The sequence below is a fragment of the Mesorhizobium sp. B2-6-4 genome (genome assembly GCF_006441495.1).
Taxonomy (GTDB): domain Bacteria; phylum Pseudomonadota; class Alphaproteobacteria; order Rhizobiales; family Rhizobiaceae; genus Mesorhizobium.
In genome coordinates, this window is sequence record NZ_VFUE01000003.1 from 340,631 (window position 1) to 357,050 (window position 16,420).

The 16,420-nt window shown below is 63.1% G+C and carries 16 protein-coding genes; 11 read left to right on the plus strand and 5 right to left on the minus strand.

Going from position 1 to position 16,420, the window contains the following annotated elements; genetic code table 11:
* The first annotated feature begins 190 nt into the window (after positions 1-190).
* The 8 genes from FJ426_RS06235 to FJ426_RS06270 all read left to right on the plus strand — a co-directional run bounded on the left by FJ426_RS06235 (position 191) and on the right by FJ426_RS06270 (position 8,179).
* Positions 191-2,929, plus strand: a complete 2,739-nt coding sequence (locus FJ426_RS06235) for a DUF2339 domain-containing protein (RefSeq protein WP_140824812.1) — start codon at positions 191-193, stop codon at positions 2,927-2,929.
* A gap of 61 nt (positions 2,930-2,990) precedes the next feature.
* A complete protein-coding gene (locus FJ426_RS06240; protein WP_140494579.1) occupies positions 2,991-3,233 on the plus strand; it encodes a type II toxin-antitoxin system VapB family antitoxin in 243 nt (80 codons plus the stop codon).
* Positions 3,233-3,649 carry a type II toxin-antitoxin system VapC family toxin gene (locus tag FJ426_RS06245; protein WP_140494577.1) on the plus strand — a complete coding sequence of 139 codons (417 nt, stop codon included), beginning with the start codon at positions 3,233-3,235 and terminating at the stop codon, positions 3,647-3,649. The genes FJ426_RS06240 and FJ426_RS06245 overlap by 1 nt, the downstream gene beginning before the upstream one ends.
* Before the next feature lie 157 nt (positions 3,650-3,806).
* Positions 3,807-4,319 carry an RNA polymerase sigma factor gene (locus FJ426_RS06250; RefSeq protein ID WP_140494575.1) on the plus strand — a complete coding sequence of 171 codons (513 nt, stop codon included), beginning with the start codon at positions 3,807-3,809 and terminating at the stop codon, positions 4,317-4,319.
* 2 nt (positions 4,320-4,321) lie between these two features.
* Entirely contained in the window at positions 4,322-5,113 is a 792-nt protein-coding gene (locus FJ426_RS06255) for an anti-sigma factor (protein WP_140517812.1), read from the plus strand.
* Positions 5,114-5,320: 207 nt separating this feature from the next.
* Positions 5,321-6,418, plus strand: a complete 1,098-nt coding sequence (locus tag FJ426_RS06260) for a GNAT family N-acetyltransferase/peptidase C39 family protein (RefSeq protein ID WP_140657959.1) — start codon at positions 5,321-5,323, stop codon at positions 6,416-6,418.
* 5 nt (positions 6,419-6,423) lie between these two features.
* The gene (locus FJ426_RS06265) at positions 6,424-7,887 is read left to right on the plus strand and encodes a RimK family protein (protein WP_140494569.1); all 1,464 of its coding nucleotides are present in this window, start codon (positions 6,424-6,426) and stop codon (positions 7,885-7,887) included.
* 19 nt (positions 7,888-7,906) lie between these two features.
* Positions 7,907-8,179, plus strand: a complete 273-nt coding sequence (locus FJ426_RS06270) for a DUF3303 family protein (RefSeq protein WP_140520682.1) — start codon at positions 7,907-7,909, stop codon at positions 8,177-8,179.
* Between the two features lie 18 nt (positions 8,180-8,197).
* On the opposite strand, the gene FJ426_RS06275 is transcribed toward FJ426_RS06270, so the two are convergent.
* A complete protein-coding gene (locus FJ426_RS06275; RefSeq protein ID WP_140520681.1) occupies positions 8,198-9,115 on the minus strand; it encodes a LysR substrate-binding domain-containing protein in 918 nt (305 codons plus the stop codon).
* 115 nt (positions 9,116-9,230) lie between these two features.
* On the opposite strand from FJ426_RS06275, the gene FJ426_RS06280 reads away from it, so the two are divergent.
* A complete protein-coding gene (locus FJ426_RS06280) occupies positions 9,231-10,121 on the plus strand; it encodes a fatty acid desaturase family protein (RefSeq protein ID WP_140520680.1) in 891 nt (296 codons plus the stop codon).
* Between the two features lie 9 nt (positions 10,122-10,130).
* On the opposite strand, the gene FJ426_RS06285 is transcribed toward FJ426_RS06280, so the two are convergent.
* The 3 genes from FJ426_RS06285 to FJ426_RS06295 form a co-directional block, all read right to left on the minus strand.
* On the minus strand, positions 10,131-12,269 hold the full coding sequence (locus FJ426_RS06285) for an EAL domain-containing protein (protein ID WP_140824817.1): 2,139 nt from the start codon (positions 12,267-12,269) through the stop codon (positions 10,131-10,133).
* 65 nt (positions 12,270-12,334) lie between these two features.
* Positions 12,335-12,967 carry an HD family hydrolase gene (locus FJ426_RS06290; RefSeq protein ID WP_140555790.1) on the minus strand — a complete coding sequence of 211 codons (633 nt, stop codon included), beginning with the start codon at positions 12,965-12,967 and terminating at the stop codon, positions 12,335-12,337.
* On the minus strand, positions 12,967-13,827 hold the full coding sequence (locus tag FJ426_RS06295) for a folate-binding protein YgfZ (RefSeq protein WP_140555789.1): 861 nt from the start codon (positions 13,825-13,827) through the stop codon (positions 12,967-12,969). The genes FJ426_RS06290 and FJ426_RS06295 overlap by 1 nt, the downstream gene beginning before the upstream one ends.
* 82 nt (positions 13,828-13,909) lie before the next feature.
* On the opposite strand from FJ426_RS06295, the gene FJ426_RS06300 reads away from it, so the two are divergent.
* Positions 13,910-15,241 (plus strand): dihydroorotase, encoded by a 1,332-nt coding sequence (locus tag FJ426_RS06300; protein ID WP_140520677.1) that lies wholly within the window; start codon positions 13,910-13,912, stop codon positions 15,239-15,241.
* A gap of 52 nt (positions 15,242-15,293) precedes the next feature.
* Entirely contained in the window at positions 15,294-15,521 is a 228-nt protein-coding gene (locus FJ426_RS06305) for a hypothetical protein (RefSeq protein ID WP_140824822.1), read from the plus strand.
* A 104-nt stretch (positions 15,522-15,625) separates the two neighbouring features.
* Here FJ426_RS06305 and FJ426_RS06310 read toward each other — a convergent pair whose 3' ends face one another.
* Entirely contained in the window at positions 15,626-16,420 is a 795-nt protein-coding gene (locus FJ426_RS06310) for a hypothetical protein (protein WP_181165139.1), read from the minus strand.

Below are 16,420 nucleotides of genomic sequence, written 5' to 3' on the forward strand. Positions count from 1 at the left end.
GGTTTGGCAGGCAATGTTCCGGAAACCGGCCATTCGCAAGCGATGCCGAGGGCCAATGGGCGCAAGCCGCTGGCTTTCGACGCCGAAACATGCTCGATCTTTCCAGCCGCCGATCCGACGGCCGTTGGCTGGTCGTTTGCAGGCCACATTTGATTGTCAGTAGCAACTGGTCTGGTTTGGGGGAGCCGCCATGTTTGAAAGCCTGATCGGCCTTGTCGCCATCATCGTGCTGTTCGTCATCATTTCGCGCCAGCAGAGCCGCATCGGACTGATCGAGCGTGAGCTAGGCGCACTGCGGAGCCTCGTCCTTTCCGGCGCCGTGCCGCCTCTCGCCAAGCAGTCCGAACCGGCGGCGACCGAGGGCCAGCCGGCCGAAGCCGTTGTTGCTGCGGCCGTGGTCGTTTCGCCAACGGCCAGCGAGGCAGCCACCGGGCAGGCGCTGCCGGCTCTGGAAACCGACGCCGCGACGGACGAGGTCAAGCCGGGACCATGGACACCAGGCGAGGCGGCGCCCAAGGTAGCAGAATCCGAGCCTGTCGCAGCGGTGAAAGCGCCCGGCAAACCCGATATCGAAACGGCGCTCGGCACCCGCTGGGCGGTCTGGGTCGGCGGTTTGGCACTGGCGCTGGGCGGCCTGTTTCTCATCCGCTACACGATCGAAGCCGGAATTTTCGGCCCCGGTGTGCGGCTGACCATGGCCGGGCTGCTCGGCCTTGTGCTGATTGCAGCCGGCGAATTCATTCGCCGCACCGGCTTCAGGGTGCCCGTGCAAGGCGCCGCAGGCGCCTACATCCCGGCGATCCTGACTGCGGCGGGCGCCTTCATCCTGTTTGGCGCCGTCTATGCCGCACATGGCATCTACGGATTTATCGGGCCGGCGCTCGCCTTCACGCTGCTCGGCGCCATCGGCATAGCGACGATTGCCGCCGCCCTTGTCCACGGCCAGGCGCTGGCTGGTATCGGCCTCGTCGGCGCCATGGGGACGCCGATGCTGATCGCTTCTCGGGCGCCCAATCCCTGGGCCCTGTTCGGCTATCTGGCGATCGTGCTTGCCGCCAGCGGCGTCATTGCCCGCATGCGCGATTGGAAGTTGCTGATGACGGCGGCCTTTGTCGGTACCGGCATCTGGACGATCCTCTACATGACCGATGCGCCGGGCGCGAATTTATCCGTGATCCTGTTCGTGAACACCGTCACGCTGGCCGTGCTCGCCTTCGTCTGGCTCGGCCGCCGCAGCGACGAAAGCGGATCAGGCAGGGCTTTCGACTGGCCCTCCGTCGCGCCGGGCTTGTTTGTTGCCCTCTCGGCGCTGGACCTTTCGGTCGATGCGGCCTTCGTCGCTGCCGGCGATGCCTTGCCGGGAGCCGTCGTGCTCGCCGCGATGGTGGCCGTCGCGCTCTACCGCCCCCCGGCGCTGCCACTGCTCTATGCGGCGGGACTGGTGACGGTGCTGATCTATCTCGGCATCATCCCGCCGACTTCGATCGCTTCCGATTTTTCCGGCGACGTCTTGGGTATCGACGCCGTGCCCCTGGCGACATCGAACGCACTGACCTTGCGCATCGGTGTTGCGCTTGGCCTTGTCTTCATCGGCGCCGGTTTCTGGGCCGCCCGCAAATTTGCCGCCGCGCCCCACTTCCGCGCTGCGTCATGGGCGGCGTGGGGCGTCATCGTGCCGTTGGTCGTCCTGCTGGCACTCTGGTTCACGTTCGGCAATCTCGACCGCGATCTTGCCTACGCCGCCGTGGCGGCGCTGCTGGTCGTGGTTTTCGCTGCCGGCGGCGAGTGGATCGCGCGCGGCGAGCAACCGCCGTTGCAGGGCAGGGCGGCCGTATCCTTCGCGCTCGGCGGAGCCGCGCTCGCAGGCCTGCTGATGCTGCATATGGCCTTCAGTTCCGGCTGGACAACCATCCTGCTTGGTGCGGCCGCAATCGTGCCGGCGCTGGCCACACGCTGGCGTTCCTATCCGGTGCTCGGCTGGATTTCGGTCGGCGCGGTCGCGGCGGTGCTTGGACGTGTCATCTTCGATCCGACCGTCGTCGGTGCCGGGTTCCTGTCGACGACCCCGGTTTTCAACTGGCTGCTGCCGGGCTATGGCGTGCCGGCGCTCGCCTTCGCTTTCGCCGCCTGGCAACTGGCCCGCACCACCGACGGCCGGCCGCGCCTGGCCATGGAAGCTTCGGCGGCGCTGTTTGCACTGCTGACGCTTGCCATGCTGGTGCGCCACGCCATGCATGGCGGTGTCCTCAACAGCGATGCGCCCACACTTGCCGAACAGGCCATCTACACGCTGATCGCGATCGGCGCCGGCGCCATACTCGTGGCCATCGACAGGCGCTCGCCAAGTTCCGTGCTACGCTACGGGTCCATGGCGGCGGGCGTGATTTCGGTCGCCTTCATCGTCGTGCAGCATTTCCTGGTGCTGAACCCGCTCTTCACCGACGAGTCGACCGGGCAGATCCCGGCCTTCAACCTGTTGTTCCTCGCTTATCTCCTGCCGGCGGTCGCGGCCGGAGGGCTTGCGCTCTATGCCCGCAACAAGCGGCCGAAATGGTATGCCGCCATGCTGGCGCTGGTGGCGGCACTGCTTGCCTTCGCCTATGCCACGTTGTCGGTGCGGCGCCTGTTCAAGGGCGAGTTCATCGGCTTGTGGAGCGGCCTTGGCCAGTTGGAAACCTACACCTATTCGGCACTCTGGCTGATCATCGGCGTGGCGCTGCTGACCGCCGGCGTCTGGCTGAAATCACAGGTGCTGCGCATCGCCTCGGCCGCATTGATCGCGGTCGCCGTACTGAAGGTGTTCCTCTTCGACATGTCGGAGCTGGAGGGTGTGCTTCGCGCACTGTCCTTCATCGGCCTTGGCGCCGTGCTGATCGGCATCGGCCTGTTTTACCAGCGGCTTTTGACCAGGGCGGCGAAAGAGACTTGAGGGTTAGCATTGTTTGAATATTCAAAATGGAATATATGAATATTCCACGGGAGATATTCAAATGCCGCTCTATATCCGCGACGATGAGGTAGATGCTCTGGCGACGAAATTGCAGCGCGAGACGAATGCGCCGAGCAAAACGGAAGCCGTGCGAACCGCGCTTTTGCACGAACTTGAACGAAGCCGCGCCCGCAAACCGCTGCGGGAGAGGATTGCCGTTCTTCAAGCGCAAGCAGCGGCGTTGGGGCCGTCCGACACCACCTTCGACATCAAGGCATTCATGGACGAGATGTGGGAAGACTGATGTTTGTCGACGCATCGGTTGTCGTTGCAATTCTCGCCAAGGAATCGGGTTGGGAGGAATTGCTGAAGCGGATCGCCGACGTCGACGGTCAGCTGTACATTTCAGCGCTTGTTCGGCTCGAAGCTACGCTTGCCCTCGGGCGAGTGAATGCCGGTGCCAAAAAGCCGACTCCCGAAATGCTGTCTGCGGCGCGCGATCTGGTCGATGCGTTCATTGTTGAGATCGACGCTCGCAATGTAGCCATCAACGAGGATATCGGGGGGCGCGCCATTGATGCCAGCATCCGGTACGGCAAAGCGGTCGGTCATCCGGCCGACCTTAATTTTGGTGATTGCTTTTCCTACGCCTGCGCCAAGGCTCTTGATGTTCCGTTGCTCTTTAAAGGCAATGACTTTCTCAAGACCGATTTGGCATAGTTGGCCTCCTATTGATTGCGGGAATAAACCCGCCGCTTCCATCGTTACATCATTGCTTGGGTGACCGGGGCGGTGGACCGCTTCGCACTGGCTGCTTGCGTCGCGCCGCGAAGGCGCGTTCAATCTGATGAATAGGGCAATTCCGAAACCAGCGGTCATGGACGAAAAGAAGGCAGCAATCCTCGGCGAAATACCGCGCCTGCGCCGCTACGCACGCTCGTTGTTGCGCGACCGCGACGCCGCCGACGATCTCGTCCAGGACTGTCTCGAACGGGCCCTCATGCGGCTCGACAACTGGCAGACGGGAGAAAGCCCCAGGAGGTGGCTGTTTACGATCATGCATCATTTGTTCATTGACCAGATGCGCAAAGTGAACCGGCGCGGCGAAGCCGCGATGCTGTCGCTGGAAGCGGGCGAGGCGGTTGCACAGCCGGCCGAGCAGGTGGAAAGCATCGCCTCGCGCGAGATCGTCGACGCATTGCAGGCGATCAGCCCCGACCGCCGTGCCGCACTCGTCATGGTCGCGATCGAAGGCTTTTCCTATGCCGAGGCCGCCAACATCCTGGGAGTGCCGGCGGGAACGCTGATGTCGCGCATCGCGCGCGGGCGCGAGGAGTTGCGCGGACTGCTGGACGACACGGCACGCCGCCGTTCGATAAGGATCGTCTAGAAATGATCCGCCGCGATTTCTCCGAACGCGACATCCACATGGCACTCGACGGCGAGTTGCCGGCCGATGAGCGCGCCGCCTATGACGCATGGCTCGACGCCACTCCCGAGATGAAGGCGAAAAGCGCCCGTTTCATCGCCGACAGGACGGCATTGCGAGATGCCTTCGCTGGCGTGATCGACGAGCCGGTGCCGGTGCGGTTGCGCAAGGTGGTGCTTGGCGAGACGCCAGCCAGGACGCCAATGCCACGCTCGCGCTGGTGGCTTGCCGCCGCCGCTGCCGGTCTACTGGCCGCGGGCGGGCTTGGCGGCTACTTTGCCGGCAGCGACGGTATTGGCCGGGAAGATCAGGCCGAGGATCAGTTGGCCGAGCAGGCGATCGCCGCGCATGTCATCTATGCCGCCGAGAAGCGGCATGCAGTGGAAGTGCCGGCAAGCGACAAGGATCATCTGCTGACCTGGCTGTCCAACCGGGTCGGATTGAAGCTGGTTGCGCCGGACTTGACCGGCAGCGGGTTCCAACTGGTCGGCGGCAGGTTGCTGCCGGCTGGCGAGAGCAAGGCGGCAATGCTGCTCTATGAAGACGACAAGGGCGAGCGCATATCGCTCTTTGTAACGGCCGAATCGGTGGAGAACGCCAGGGGGACCTACGCTTCGGCGCAAGCCGGCCCGCAGGCCGTCTACTGGCTGGACAAGGGCTATGGCTGCGCTGTCGTCGGCTCAGTGCCGCGCGAGCAATTGGCCATCGTGGCCAAGAGCGCCTACAGCCAGCTTCTGGCCGGCCTGGCGAGTTGAACAGCATCGTTTTTTTGGCGGCGCCGCCTACTCGAAAACGGTGACCTGGTTCAAAGCCTTTGTCCTCCCGGGCTGGCGCCGAATCTGTCACAATTCGGCCCTAATCGAGGTGCGATAGCGCTGGATGGGCGCTGCCGTTCTGGGCTGGTGTCTGGACGTTTCGAATAGGGCCTTCATCACAACCCAATCGAGGTTTTCCAAGCCCGCATGCCTGCCGAGATCCGCACGGCCCGCGCGACTGACGTCGATGATCTCGCCGCCATCGAGAAAGCTGTTTTCTCCAGCGACCGCATTTCCCGTCGCTCCTTCCGACAGTTCATCGAGCGCGAGACCGCCGAGACGCTGGTCGCCGAAAGAGATGGCCGCGTCGCCGGTTATGCGATTGTGCTGTTTCGCAAGGGCAGCGGCGTGGCGCGCCTTTATTCGATCGCCACCAGTCCCTTTTTTGGCGCCCTCGGCATCGGCCGCCGGTTGCTAACGGCGGCGGAGGAGGCGGCCTTCGAACACGACCGCATGATGCTGCGCCTAGAAGTGCGGGAGGATAATGCCCGCGCCATCAGCATCTACGAGCGGGCCGGCTACCGCAAGATCGGTCGCGAACCCGATTACTACGAGGACGGCGCCACGGCGCTGCGCTACGAGAAGACTTTGCGCGGCGAACTTCCGGCCGCCACCAGCGTGCCGTTCTACCAGCAGACCTGCGAATTCACTTGCGGTCCCTGCTGCCTGATGATGGCCATGGGCAATTTCGATCACGACTTCGTACCGGACCCGGTCAGGGAAATTCGTCTTTGGCGCGAAGCGACGACCGTCTTCATGATGTCGGGCCCGGGTGGCTGCGAGCCGTTCGGCCTTGCGGTCGCCGGCTATGAGAGCGGCCTTGCGGCCGAGATTTACGTGTCTTTCTACGGCGCGTTGTTCCTCCAGTCGGTGCGCAGCGCGGACAAGCGCCGGGTGATGGAACTGGCCCAGGTCGACTTTCGCCGACGCGCGGAACTTTACGGCATCCCGGTGAATTACCGTTCATTCACCATCGACGACATTCGCGCCGCGATCGCGAAAGGAAAATTGGTGCTGGTGCTGATCAGCGGCTTCCTGATGTTCGGCAAGAAGGTGCCGCACTGGGTGTTGGCCATCGGCGACGACGGCGACCATATCCTGATCCACGATCCCTGGGTTGAGGACGAGAGGCAGGAGACCATCCTTGATGCCGCCAACATTCCCGTGCCTTACGGCATCTTTATGAACATGGCGCAGTTCGGCCGCGACGGACTGCGCGCCGCCATCACTCTGGGGAAGCGCTGATAACAATGACCTGGGTTATCTTAACTGGCCGGCAGAGCGATCTCGACCAGGTGGCGACACCGCACAAGATTATCACGAACCGCGACTATCTCGCGCATCCGGCGCTGTTTCGCGGCCAGCGTCCCAAAGTCATCAACCTGTCGAACAATTACGGCTACCAGAGCCGCGGCTATTATGCCTCTCTGCTGGCGGGTTCGCGCGGCCACAAGGTCATCCCGACCGTCGAAACCATGATCGATCTGTCGGAGCGCAAGCTTTACGAACATGCGCTGCCCGAACTGGAACTGGCGCTCAACAAGTGCCGTAAGGATCTTGGCGGCGCTTTTCCGGCGAAGGTCTGCATCTTCTTCGGCATTGGCCCGTCCAAGGTGTGGGACCGATTCGCCAAGCTCCTGTTCGACTGGTTCCGCGCGCCGGCGCTCGAGGTCCACATCAAGGATAGTGCCGAATGGGCCTCGATCCGCAAGATCGGCTTTCATCCCCTGGCGCGCATGACCGAGGAGGAGGAGAGCTTCTTCCTGCAATGCCTGGACACCTATACCAATCGCGAATGGCGCGACACCAAGGGCCGCACGCCGGCGCGCTACACTTTCGCCACGCTGGTCGATCCGCATGAGGAATTGCCGCCCTCGGAAATCTCCTCGCTGCGCTACTGGGCCAGGATCGCCGAAAAGATGGGCGTCGAAATCGAGCCGATCACCAAGAGGGACCTCGCCAAGCTCGCCAATTACGACGCGCTGTTCATCCGCGAAACCACCTCGATCTCCAACCATACCTATCGTTTCGCGCGCCGCGCCCAGCAGGAAGGCATGCCGGTCATCGACGACCCGCTGTCGATGATCCGCTGCACCAACAAGGTCTATCTCAACGAGCTGATGGCCTACAACAAGGTGCCGGTTCCGCCGACCGTGATGATAGCCGGCACTTCCGACCTTGAACTCGCGGCGCAGACGCTGGGTTTTCCGCTGGTGCTGAAAATCCCGGATTCCTCCTTCTCGCGCGGCGTCAAGAAATGCGCCAATTTCGAGGAATTGAAGACACTCGCCACCGAATGGCTGGAGGATTCCGATCTTCTGATCGCGCAGAAATTCATCCCGACCGAATATGACTGGCGTGTCGGCGTGCTCGGCGGCCAACCGCTGTTTGCCGTACATTACCTAATGGCCAAGAAGCACTGGCAGATCGTCAACCACAAGGCCAGCGGCAAGCCCGACCAGGGCGGCATCAAGACCTTCACGCTGAAGGAGACGCCGCCCCATGTCGTCGAGACGGCAGTCAAGGCGGCGCGCTGCATCGGCGACGGCCTCTACGGCGTCGACCTCAAGGAGACCAAGGACGGCGTCTTCGTCATCGAGGTCAACGACAATCCCAACCTCGATCATGGCTGGGAGGACTCCGGCGAGAAGGACGAGGTCTGGGTACGGCTGACGCAATGGTTCCTGGAACGTTTGGAGCGGCCGGGCCGATAATTATCCGATTGGGGCAGAGATGCTGTTTTTGGTGACCGAGGATTTTCGCGGCTGCGACCGCAAGGAGATCTACCGCCGCTTCCGCGATTACGGTCGCCTGAACCCCGAGGAGCTTCTGGTGCACCATAGCTGGATCGCGGCGGACATGAGCCGCTGTTTCCTGCTGGTGGAGACCGACGACGTCACGCTGCTGCAGCGCTGGGTGATCGAGTGGGCGGATCTGGTGGAGTTCGAGATCGTGCCCGTGGCGGCGAACAAGGACATGGTCGAGGCATTGAGCGGGCACCTCTGACCATCGCCGCTTGCCGGCTCAGCGGAGCGCCGGCGAGCCCACCGCGCGCTGGCATTCATCGACCAGCCAGTCACGGAACGCCGCCACGACGTCCCTTCTTGCGCTCCGCTGCGGAATCGTCAGGCAATAGGGCTGGCGCAGCGCAATCGCCTTGGCGACAGGCCGGACCAGCCGGCCGTCCTCCACGGCCTCGGCGCAATAGATCCCTTGCGCCAGCGCCACGCCCAGTCCCGAAATGGCGAGGTCGAGCGCCGCGCGCGAGGAGTTTGCCGATAGGCCGCGCTGAATGCCGCGCCCAGGCGCGATGCCGGCCGCCTCGAACCAGCTGCGCCATGAGGGAAAGGATGCGCCGGTCGGTCCCCAGTCGGTGTGGATCAGGGGCAGCCCGGCGAGCGGACCGCCATCCGCCTTCAGCACGCTGGCAAGCTTTGGCGCGCAGACGGGATAGACCGCGTCCTGGACAATGTCCTCGATCGGGTGCTCACGATAGTGCGGACCGTAGGAGAGCCTGACGTCGATCAGGTCGCGGTCGAACGACACCGGGTCGTCATCGCCCCTGAGAGATATGTCGACGGCACCGTGGATGGCGATGAAGCCGGCAAGGCGCTCGGAAAGCCAGCCCATGGCCATGGACGGAGGGACCGAGACAACGAGCCGCGGGCGGAACGCATCGCCTGCAAGCTGGCGCGAGACGCTGCCGATTTCCTGGAAGGCCATGGTCAATCGAGGCAGCATCTCGACGCCAGCCTCGCTCAGGACGACACGCCGGTTGGCGCGGTGGAAGAGCTTGCGGCCAACTTGCTCCTCGACGATGCGGATGAGCTGGCTGACTGCGGCGGCCGAGACCGATAGCTCTTCCGCCGCCGCGGCGAAGCTGCCGGTGCGCGCAGCCGCCTCGAAGGCCTGAAGACCTCGCAACGATGGCAGTGCAACCATGGCGGTGACCAAAAAGATAAGCTCAGCTTATCTATATTGCAGAAATCCTCGTTGTTAGAAAGGTTTCTTGCTGGGGTATGCTGACCGAATGAATTCAATCAGCCGGAATGCCCCTATGGATCATCGTGACGTGATCGCCTCGCTGACGAATGAGGAGCGCAGCCGGCTAACCGGCAAGTCGGATGGGCCCGGCCTTGTTCAGCTCGCTTTCCACCTCGGCGCGATCCTGCTCCTCGGATCGTTGATCGCCGCCAAGGTGCCGTTCTGGCCGCTGCTGATGCTGCCGCAAGGCATACTGATCGTGTTCCTGTTCACGCTGCTGCATGAGACGGTGCATCGCACGGCTTTCGAAAGGCAATGGCTGAACGACGCAGTCGCGCGTGTCTGCAGCCTGGCGATCGCGCTGCCGGCCGACTGGTTCCGCTATTTCCATTTCGCCCATCACCGTTTCACACAGGATCCCGAACGCGATCCGGAACTGGCTTTCCCGAAGCCGGAAACCTGGCGGCAGTACCTGGTCCACGTTTCCGGACTTCCAGTGTGGTTGGGGCATTTGAAGACGCTCTACGCCAATGCTGTGGGACGTTGCCAGGACAGCTACGTGCCCCCCAAGGGGCGTCCGAAGGTACGCGCCGAGGCGCGCGCGATGATTGCCTTCTACGCCGTCGTGCTGATGCTCGCGCTGTGGTTCAAGGCGAAGGTGCTGCTCCATGTCTGGATCTTTCCCGCGCTGCTCGGCCAGCCGTTCCTGCGGCTCTATCTGCTGGCCGAGCATGGCCGCTGCCCCTTCGTCGCAAACATGCTGGAGAATACCAGGACGACGCTGACCAACTGGGCTGTGCGCAAGCTTGCCTGGAACATGCCCTTCCATGCCGAGCATCACGCCTATCCGGGCGTGCCCTTCCACCGGTTGCCGGAGTTTCATGCGCTGATCGAGCGGCATCTGAAGGTTGTCGAGCCGGGTTATATCGGCTTCCATGAAAAATACATCGAGACGCTGCGCTGATTTATGGCGTCAGCCGGTCTGGCTGCGCACCGCGCTCGATTTCAACAGGTGCTGAATCTCCGCCGCCTTTGACGGCACGCCGATCAGATAGCCTTGCGCCTCCACGCAGCCGTTTCGGCGCAGCATGTCGAGCTGTGCTTCGGTTTCTACGCCTTCGGCGGTGACGGTGATGCCCAGTTCGGCGCCCAGTCCGATGATGGTGCGCACGATCGCTGCGGTGTCGAGATTGCCGATGTCGGAGATGAAGGAACGATCGATCTTGATCTTGTCGACGGGAAAGCGCCTGAGATAGCCGAGTGAGGAATAGCCGGTGCCAAAGTCGTCGAGCGCGATGCGGATGCCGAGTTCACGCAACTGTCGCAGCGTCTTCAGGACGGCTTTGCTCTCGTCCATCAGCACGGTTTCGGTGATCTCCAGTTCCAGTCGTCCGGCCGGCACGCCTGAAAAGGCCAGGGCGGAGATGACGCTGCGAGCAAAGCCGCCGCTTTTGAGCTGCACGGCGGAGACATTGACCGCAATGCGCAGGCCAGGTGGCCAGGCTGCCGCCGTCGCACAGGCCTTTCTCAGCGCCCATTCGCCAAGCGGCACGATCAGCCCGGTTTCCTCGGCGACCGGAATGAATTCGTCCGGCGCCACAGTGCCGCGCGACGGCGAATGCCAGCGCATCAGGGCCTCGGCGCCGACAATCTCGCCCGAAGCTATGGCCATGATCGGTTGGAAATCGAGATCGAATTCCCGGCTCGGCAGCGCCGTATCGAGATCGGCTTCGAGCGCCCGGCGCGCGCGCACCGTGGCATCCATGCCGGGCTCGAAGAAACGGTACAGGTTGCGCCCTTCGCTTTTTGCCCGGTAGAGCGCCATGTCGGCGTTTGTCAGCAATGTATCGGCGTCCCTGCCATCGCCGGGAGAAAGCGCGATGCCAACGCTGACGCCAACATGCATGTCCCGGCTCTTGTCATGAAATGGTTTGGCGATGGCCTCGACAATGCGTTTCGCCAGTTTTTCCGCGCTCGCCAGGCCCTCGACGTTGAACTGGACGATCACGAACTCGTCGCCGCCAAAACGGGCGACGATATCTGCGTCGTTGTCCACGCAGCGCAGCAGTCTTGCGGCCACGCCTTTCAGCAGCCGGTCGCCAGCCGGATGTCCCAGCGTATCGTTGACGACCTTGAAGCGGTCGAGGTCGAGCGAGAAGATTGCCAGCGGTCCCGCGGCCGCATCCTCCAGTGCCCGGTCGAGCCGGTCGCGAAACACCGAGCGATTGGGCAACCCGGTCAGCACGTCGTGATGCGCAAGATGCGTCATGCGCTCCTCGGCAAGCCTGCTCTCGGTCACGTCGTCGAAAGTGGCGACCCAGCCGCCGCCGCTCATCGGCCGGCGGGCAACCATCAGCGTTCGTCCGTCGGCGAGCCGGCGAGGGGTCGACCGCGTCTGGCCGGCCAGCACGCGAGCCTCGGTCCTCGAAACTTCGTCCTCGACATCTATGGGCGCATAGACGCCAAGGCGCACCAGCCGTTCGAGGAGTTCGCGGTGAGTCATGCCGAGCGGCAGATCCGCCTCGGTCACACCATAAAGCTCCAGGATGCGCTGATTGCGTACGATCAGCCTGCCGCCGGCGTCATACATCAGCAGGCCCTGCGACATGTTCGCGAGCGCCGCGTCGAAGCGGCGATGCTGTTCCTTGAGATCCTGTTCGGCGCGCCGCTGCTCGGTGATGTCTTCGTAGATCGAAACCCAGCCGCCCGATGCCAATGGCCGGTGCGAGATGCTGATGATGCGCCCATCAGAGAGCGCCTCCTCATAGGTCGAGGGTTTCGCTCCATCGATATAGGGCTTGCGGATGGCGTAAAGTTCTTCGGCGCTTTGCGAGGCGATGCCGACATCGACGCTGTGCCGCAGGATGTCGATGAAACGGATCCCCGGCTGCGCCACGTTGGCGTCGAGGCAGAAGATGTTGATATAGTTGCCGTTGCAGATGATCATGCGCTCGTCGGCGTCGAACATGCAAAGACCATGCGACATGTTCTCGACGGCGGCCGAAAAGCGTTCGTTTTGTTCGCGCAGTTCGTCTTCCATATCACGACGATCCACGCCTTCGGCCCCCTGTTCAGGGACGGTCGAACCATCCTTGTCGTCAACGACGGGCATGAGGCGTGCCTGCGGCTCGTGATCGAACACCGCACTGTCGGCTGTTCCGGTTAATTTAGCGTTTTCTACCCTACCGCCGTAGCAACCTTGCGCCGCGACTTCTCGATCGCGGAAAAACGCTTCAGGAAGGCATTCTGTGCCCAGGTTACCGAGCGCGGCGTGAAATCGAAGCGCTCGGCACTGAAGCCGCGTGGACGACCGAAGAACTCGGTCGCCTCCGCGGTCGAAAAGCCGGCGAGCAGCGTTGCCTCGAAATAGGCGGCGATCTGGTCCGCGCGCTTGATCTCCTTGCGCAGGCCGGCGCCTGGTTCCGGCGGCAGGGAGAAGCGCAGATGGATGGCGCGCTGCAAGCGCAGTTCACAGTCCTTGTAGCTGCCGCCCATCACCGATTTGAACGGCGAGATCATGTCGCCGATGACATATTCGGGCGCATCGTGCAGCAATGCCATAAGCCGGGCGTCCGCCGGCGCATCGGGCATCAGGTCGCAAAACAGCGCTTCCACCAGCAGCGAATGCTGAGCGACCGAGAAGGCGTGCTCACCGCTGGTCTGGCCGTTCCAGCGCGCGACGCGGGCGAGCCCATGGGCGATATCCGATATCTCGATGTCGAGAGGCGAGGGGTCGAGCAAGTCGAGCCGGCGGCCGGACAGCATGCGCTGCCAGGCGCGTGGCGGCGCACCGATGCGGTCGGCCGCCATCAGGCCTCCTCCGTGCCGGCGGCTTCCTGGGGAAAGCTGAAGTTGGCGAAAGGTGGAATGGCCACCGTAACCGGCACGTCTCCGGCCAGGATCGGCTGGCCGGCGTCGAGCGCTGTCTTGACCCTGTCGATACGGGCGATGCCGAGGCCGATCGTGCCGGCATTCGAGCCGAGAGTGCCCACCGATCGCCCGTCGACGGTCAATTCGGCGCCGGCCTCAGGCAAGGCCCGTTCGGCCCTGACGATCAGCACCCGCCGCCTTGCCGTGCCACGATGCTGCATGCGCGAGACGACCTCCTGGCCGACATAGCAGCCTTTCCTGAAGCCGACGCCACCGGTCTCGTCGAGCAGCACGTCATGCGGGAAGGCGTCGCCGAGCTGGTAGTCGGTGCCGCTCTCGGCAATGCCATGCGCGATGCGCAAGGCCTGCCATGCGGCACCGTCGTCAGTCTCTTGAGCGCTGCCATAGGAGCGGGTGACGCTTTCATCGCGAAAGCGCCGGTCGGCCAGCACGGTTGAATCCTTTTGTGAGGGAGCTGACTCATTTCCCCAGGCAATGGAGACAAGCGTCTGTTCGGATTTGGCAATCTCGACCTTGGCGCGCAACTTGTACAGCATCAGCCGGCGTACGAAATCGTCAGCGATGTCGGCGCGGCATTCGAGGCGGAACGCGTTTTCGCCGGCCCGTGAGATCAGGAAGTCAAACAGGATCTTGCCTTGCGGTGTCAAAAGCGCGCCCGGTTTTGCCTCGCCGGCGCCGAGCGCGTCGAGGTCGGTGGTCAGGATGTTCTGCAGGAAGTGTTCGGCATCAGGGCCGGAGATGGAGATGAGCGCGCGGTCTTTCAGCAGGGCAAAGGGCATGGGACGAATAAAAGCCTGATCTTGCAAAACGGTTGGCCATTACGTAAGCCGCTGACACTCCCCCCGCAAGAGATCGATCAGCATGGCCAACACCTACGACCTCATCCTGACAGGCGGCATGGTGGTCAACCATGACGGCGAGGGGCAACGCGATGTCGGCGTGAAGAATGGGCGCATCGCCGCCATCGGCGATCTGCGCCAGGCCTCGGCCGGCGAGACGATCGACTGCCGGGGCCTGCATATCCTTCCGGGCGTCGTCGACAGCCAGGTGCATTTCCGCGAGCCGGGACTGGAGCACAAGGAGGATCTGGAGACTGGATCTCGGGCGGCGGTGCTCGGTGGCGTCACCGCCGTGTTCGAAATGCCCAACACCAATCCATTGACCACCAGCGAAGAAACGCTTGCCGACAAGGTCCGACGCGGCACCGGCCGTATGCACTGCGACTTCGCCTTCTGGGTCGGCGGCACCCGCGACAACGCCAACGATGTCGCCGAGCTCGAGCGCCTGCCGGGCGCGGCCGGGATAAAGGTTTTCATGGGCTCGTCCACCGGCGACCTGCTGGTCGAGGACGATGAAGGCGTCGCCTCGATCCTCAGGAACACCCGCCGCCGCGCCGCTTTCCATTCGGAAGACGAGTTCCGGCTGCGCGAACGCCTTGGCGAGCGCATCGAGGGCGATCCTTCATCGCATCCGGTCTGGCGCGACGAGATCGCCGCCTTGCGCTGCACCGAGCGGCTGGTGCGCGTCGCGCGGGCCGCCCGTGCCCGCATCCACGTCCTGCACATCTCCACGGCCGAGGAGATATTGTTCCTCGAACAGCACAAGGATGTCGCCACCTGCGAGGCGACACCGCACCATTTGACACTGTCGGCGGACGACTACAAACGGCTCGGCACGCTGATCCAGATGAACCCGCCCGTCCGTGCCCCGCGCCATCGCGACGGCGTCTGGCACGGAATCGCGCAAGGCATTGTCGACGTACTCGGTTCCGACCATGCCCCGCACACATTGGCCGAAAAAGCAAAACCATATCCGGCATCGCCCTCGGGCATGACCGGCGTGCAGACGCTGGTGCCTATCATGCTCGACCATGTCAATGCCGGTCGGCTGACTTTGCAGCGCTTCGTCGATCTTTCAAGCCACGGCCCGCAGCGCATCTTCGGCATGGCCAGGAAAGGCCGTATCGCCGCCGGCTATGATGCCGATTTCACAATCGTCGACATGAAGCGGCGCGAGACCATCACCAATGCACAAGCCGGCTCGAAGGCCGGCTGGACGCCTTATGACGGCAAGGAAGTCACCGGCTGGCCGGTCGGCACTGTCATTCGAGGCCAGCGCATCATGTGGGAGGGCGAGATCGTGACGCCGGGCCAGGGCAGGGCAGTGGAGTTCTCCGAGGCGTTGCCCGCATAGCCATTTCACATCGTTGGATTTCTTAGGCACGATCCACTAAGTTGAGTGGGTTATGCGCACAGATATCACGCCAATGATTGTTCCCGCTGAGTTTCCGGAGCTCCAGGCACTCGTCTGGAGCCGCGATGCAACGCGCCCAATTCCTGCCGAGGAAGCTTTCGCCATCTACGAGCGCAACTGGCGGTTTGTCCATCAAGAGCGCCTTACAACATCTGAAAGGCTGCTTATCCAGAACCTGGCGGAAAAATTCGGCCAGGGCATTCTTTTGACCACTGGCTGAAGTTTCGTTTCCTTCCTGATTTCTCCGCAACTGGAATATTAACGGGCCCGATGCAGCCATTCGACGAGGCGATCCGCACGAATAGGCACTCGCGTGTCCGAGTTTCAGTCGCCGGCGACGAAAAACGTCCATTGCCCAGCGGGCGTGATGCCGACGCGGTAGAAGATGTAGGCGCCGAACTGCTTCATGTCGTCGAAGTCACTCGCGGTGACGATCTTGAACAGCTCGACCCGTTGCCTGGCGTCGAGCTTGTCCAGGGGTAGAGCGAAGAAATACGGCCAGACATAGAGCTCTTGTGGCGTGCCGGCATCGACATGGACATAGCCGGCATTGAGCACCTCCTCCAGTATGGCAAGAATCTCCTGGCCATCCTGGTCGCCGGAGAGCCCCTTGAGGAAGGTAATGGCGTCGCCATCTATGTCGGTCAGTGACAATTGGGTCATGCCGTCGCCCTTGCCGATCAAAGGCCTCAGTCTTTCGACGTCGCCGCTCTCGCAGGCTTCGATGATCAGGTCATGCATGCGCCGCACCGGTTCAGGCAGCTTGCCGAGGTCGTAGACGACCTCCGGCGTGGGCGCGTCGGGATCGACGCGCGGCCTGTTGGTGGCACCGTCGCCGTTCGGCGGGGTGACCGGCTCGGCCTTGTCCGGAGTGGTTGGCTGGCTGGTCGAAGATGGCGTTCCGACCGGATCGGGTATCGGCACGGTGCTTCCCGGCGACGACACGTCGTCGTCCACCATCGGTTGGACCGGCGACGGGAATTCTTCGCGCTTGATCTCGCTCAGCGCATAAGCGGGGCTGCTTGTCAGACACGCAACCAAGGGAATTGCGGCACTGCACGCGGCGAAACAGATGCAAAGGACCAAGCCGCGCGGCTTGCCTGACATCGAAAAATCCAC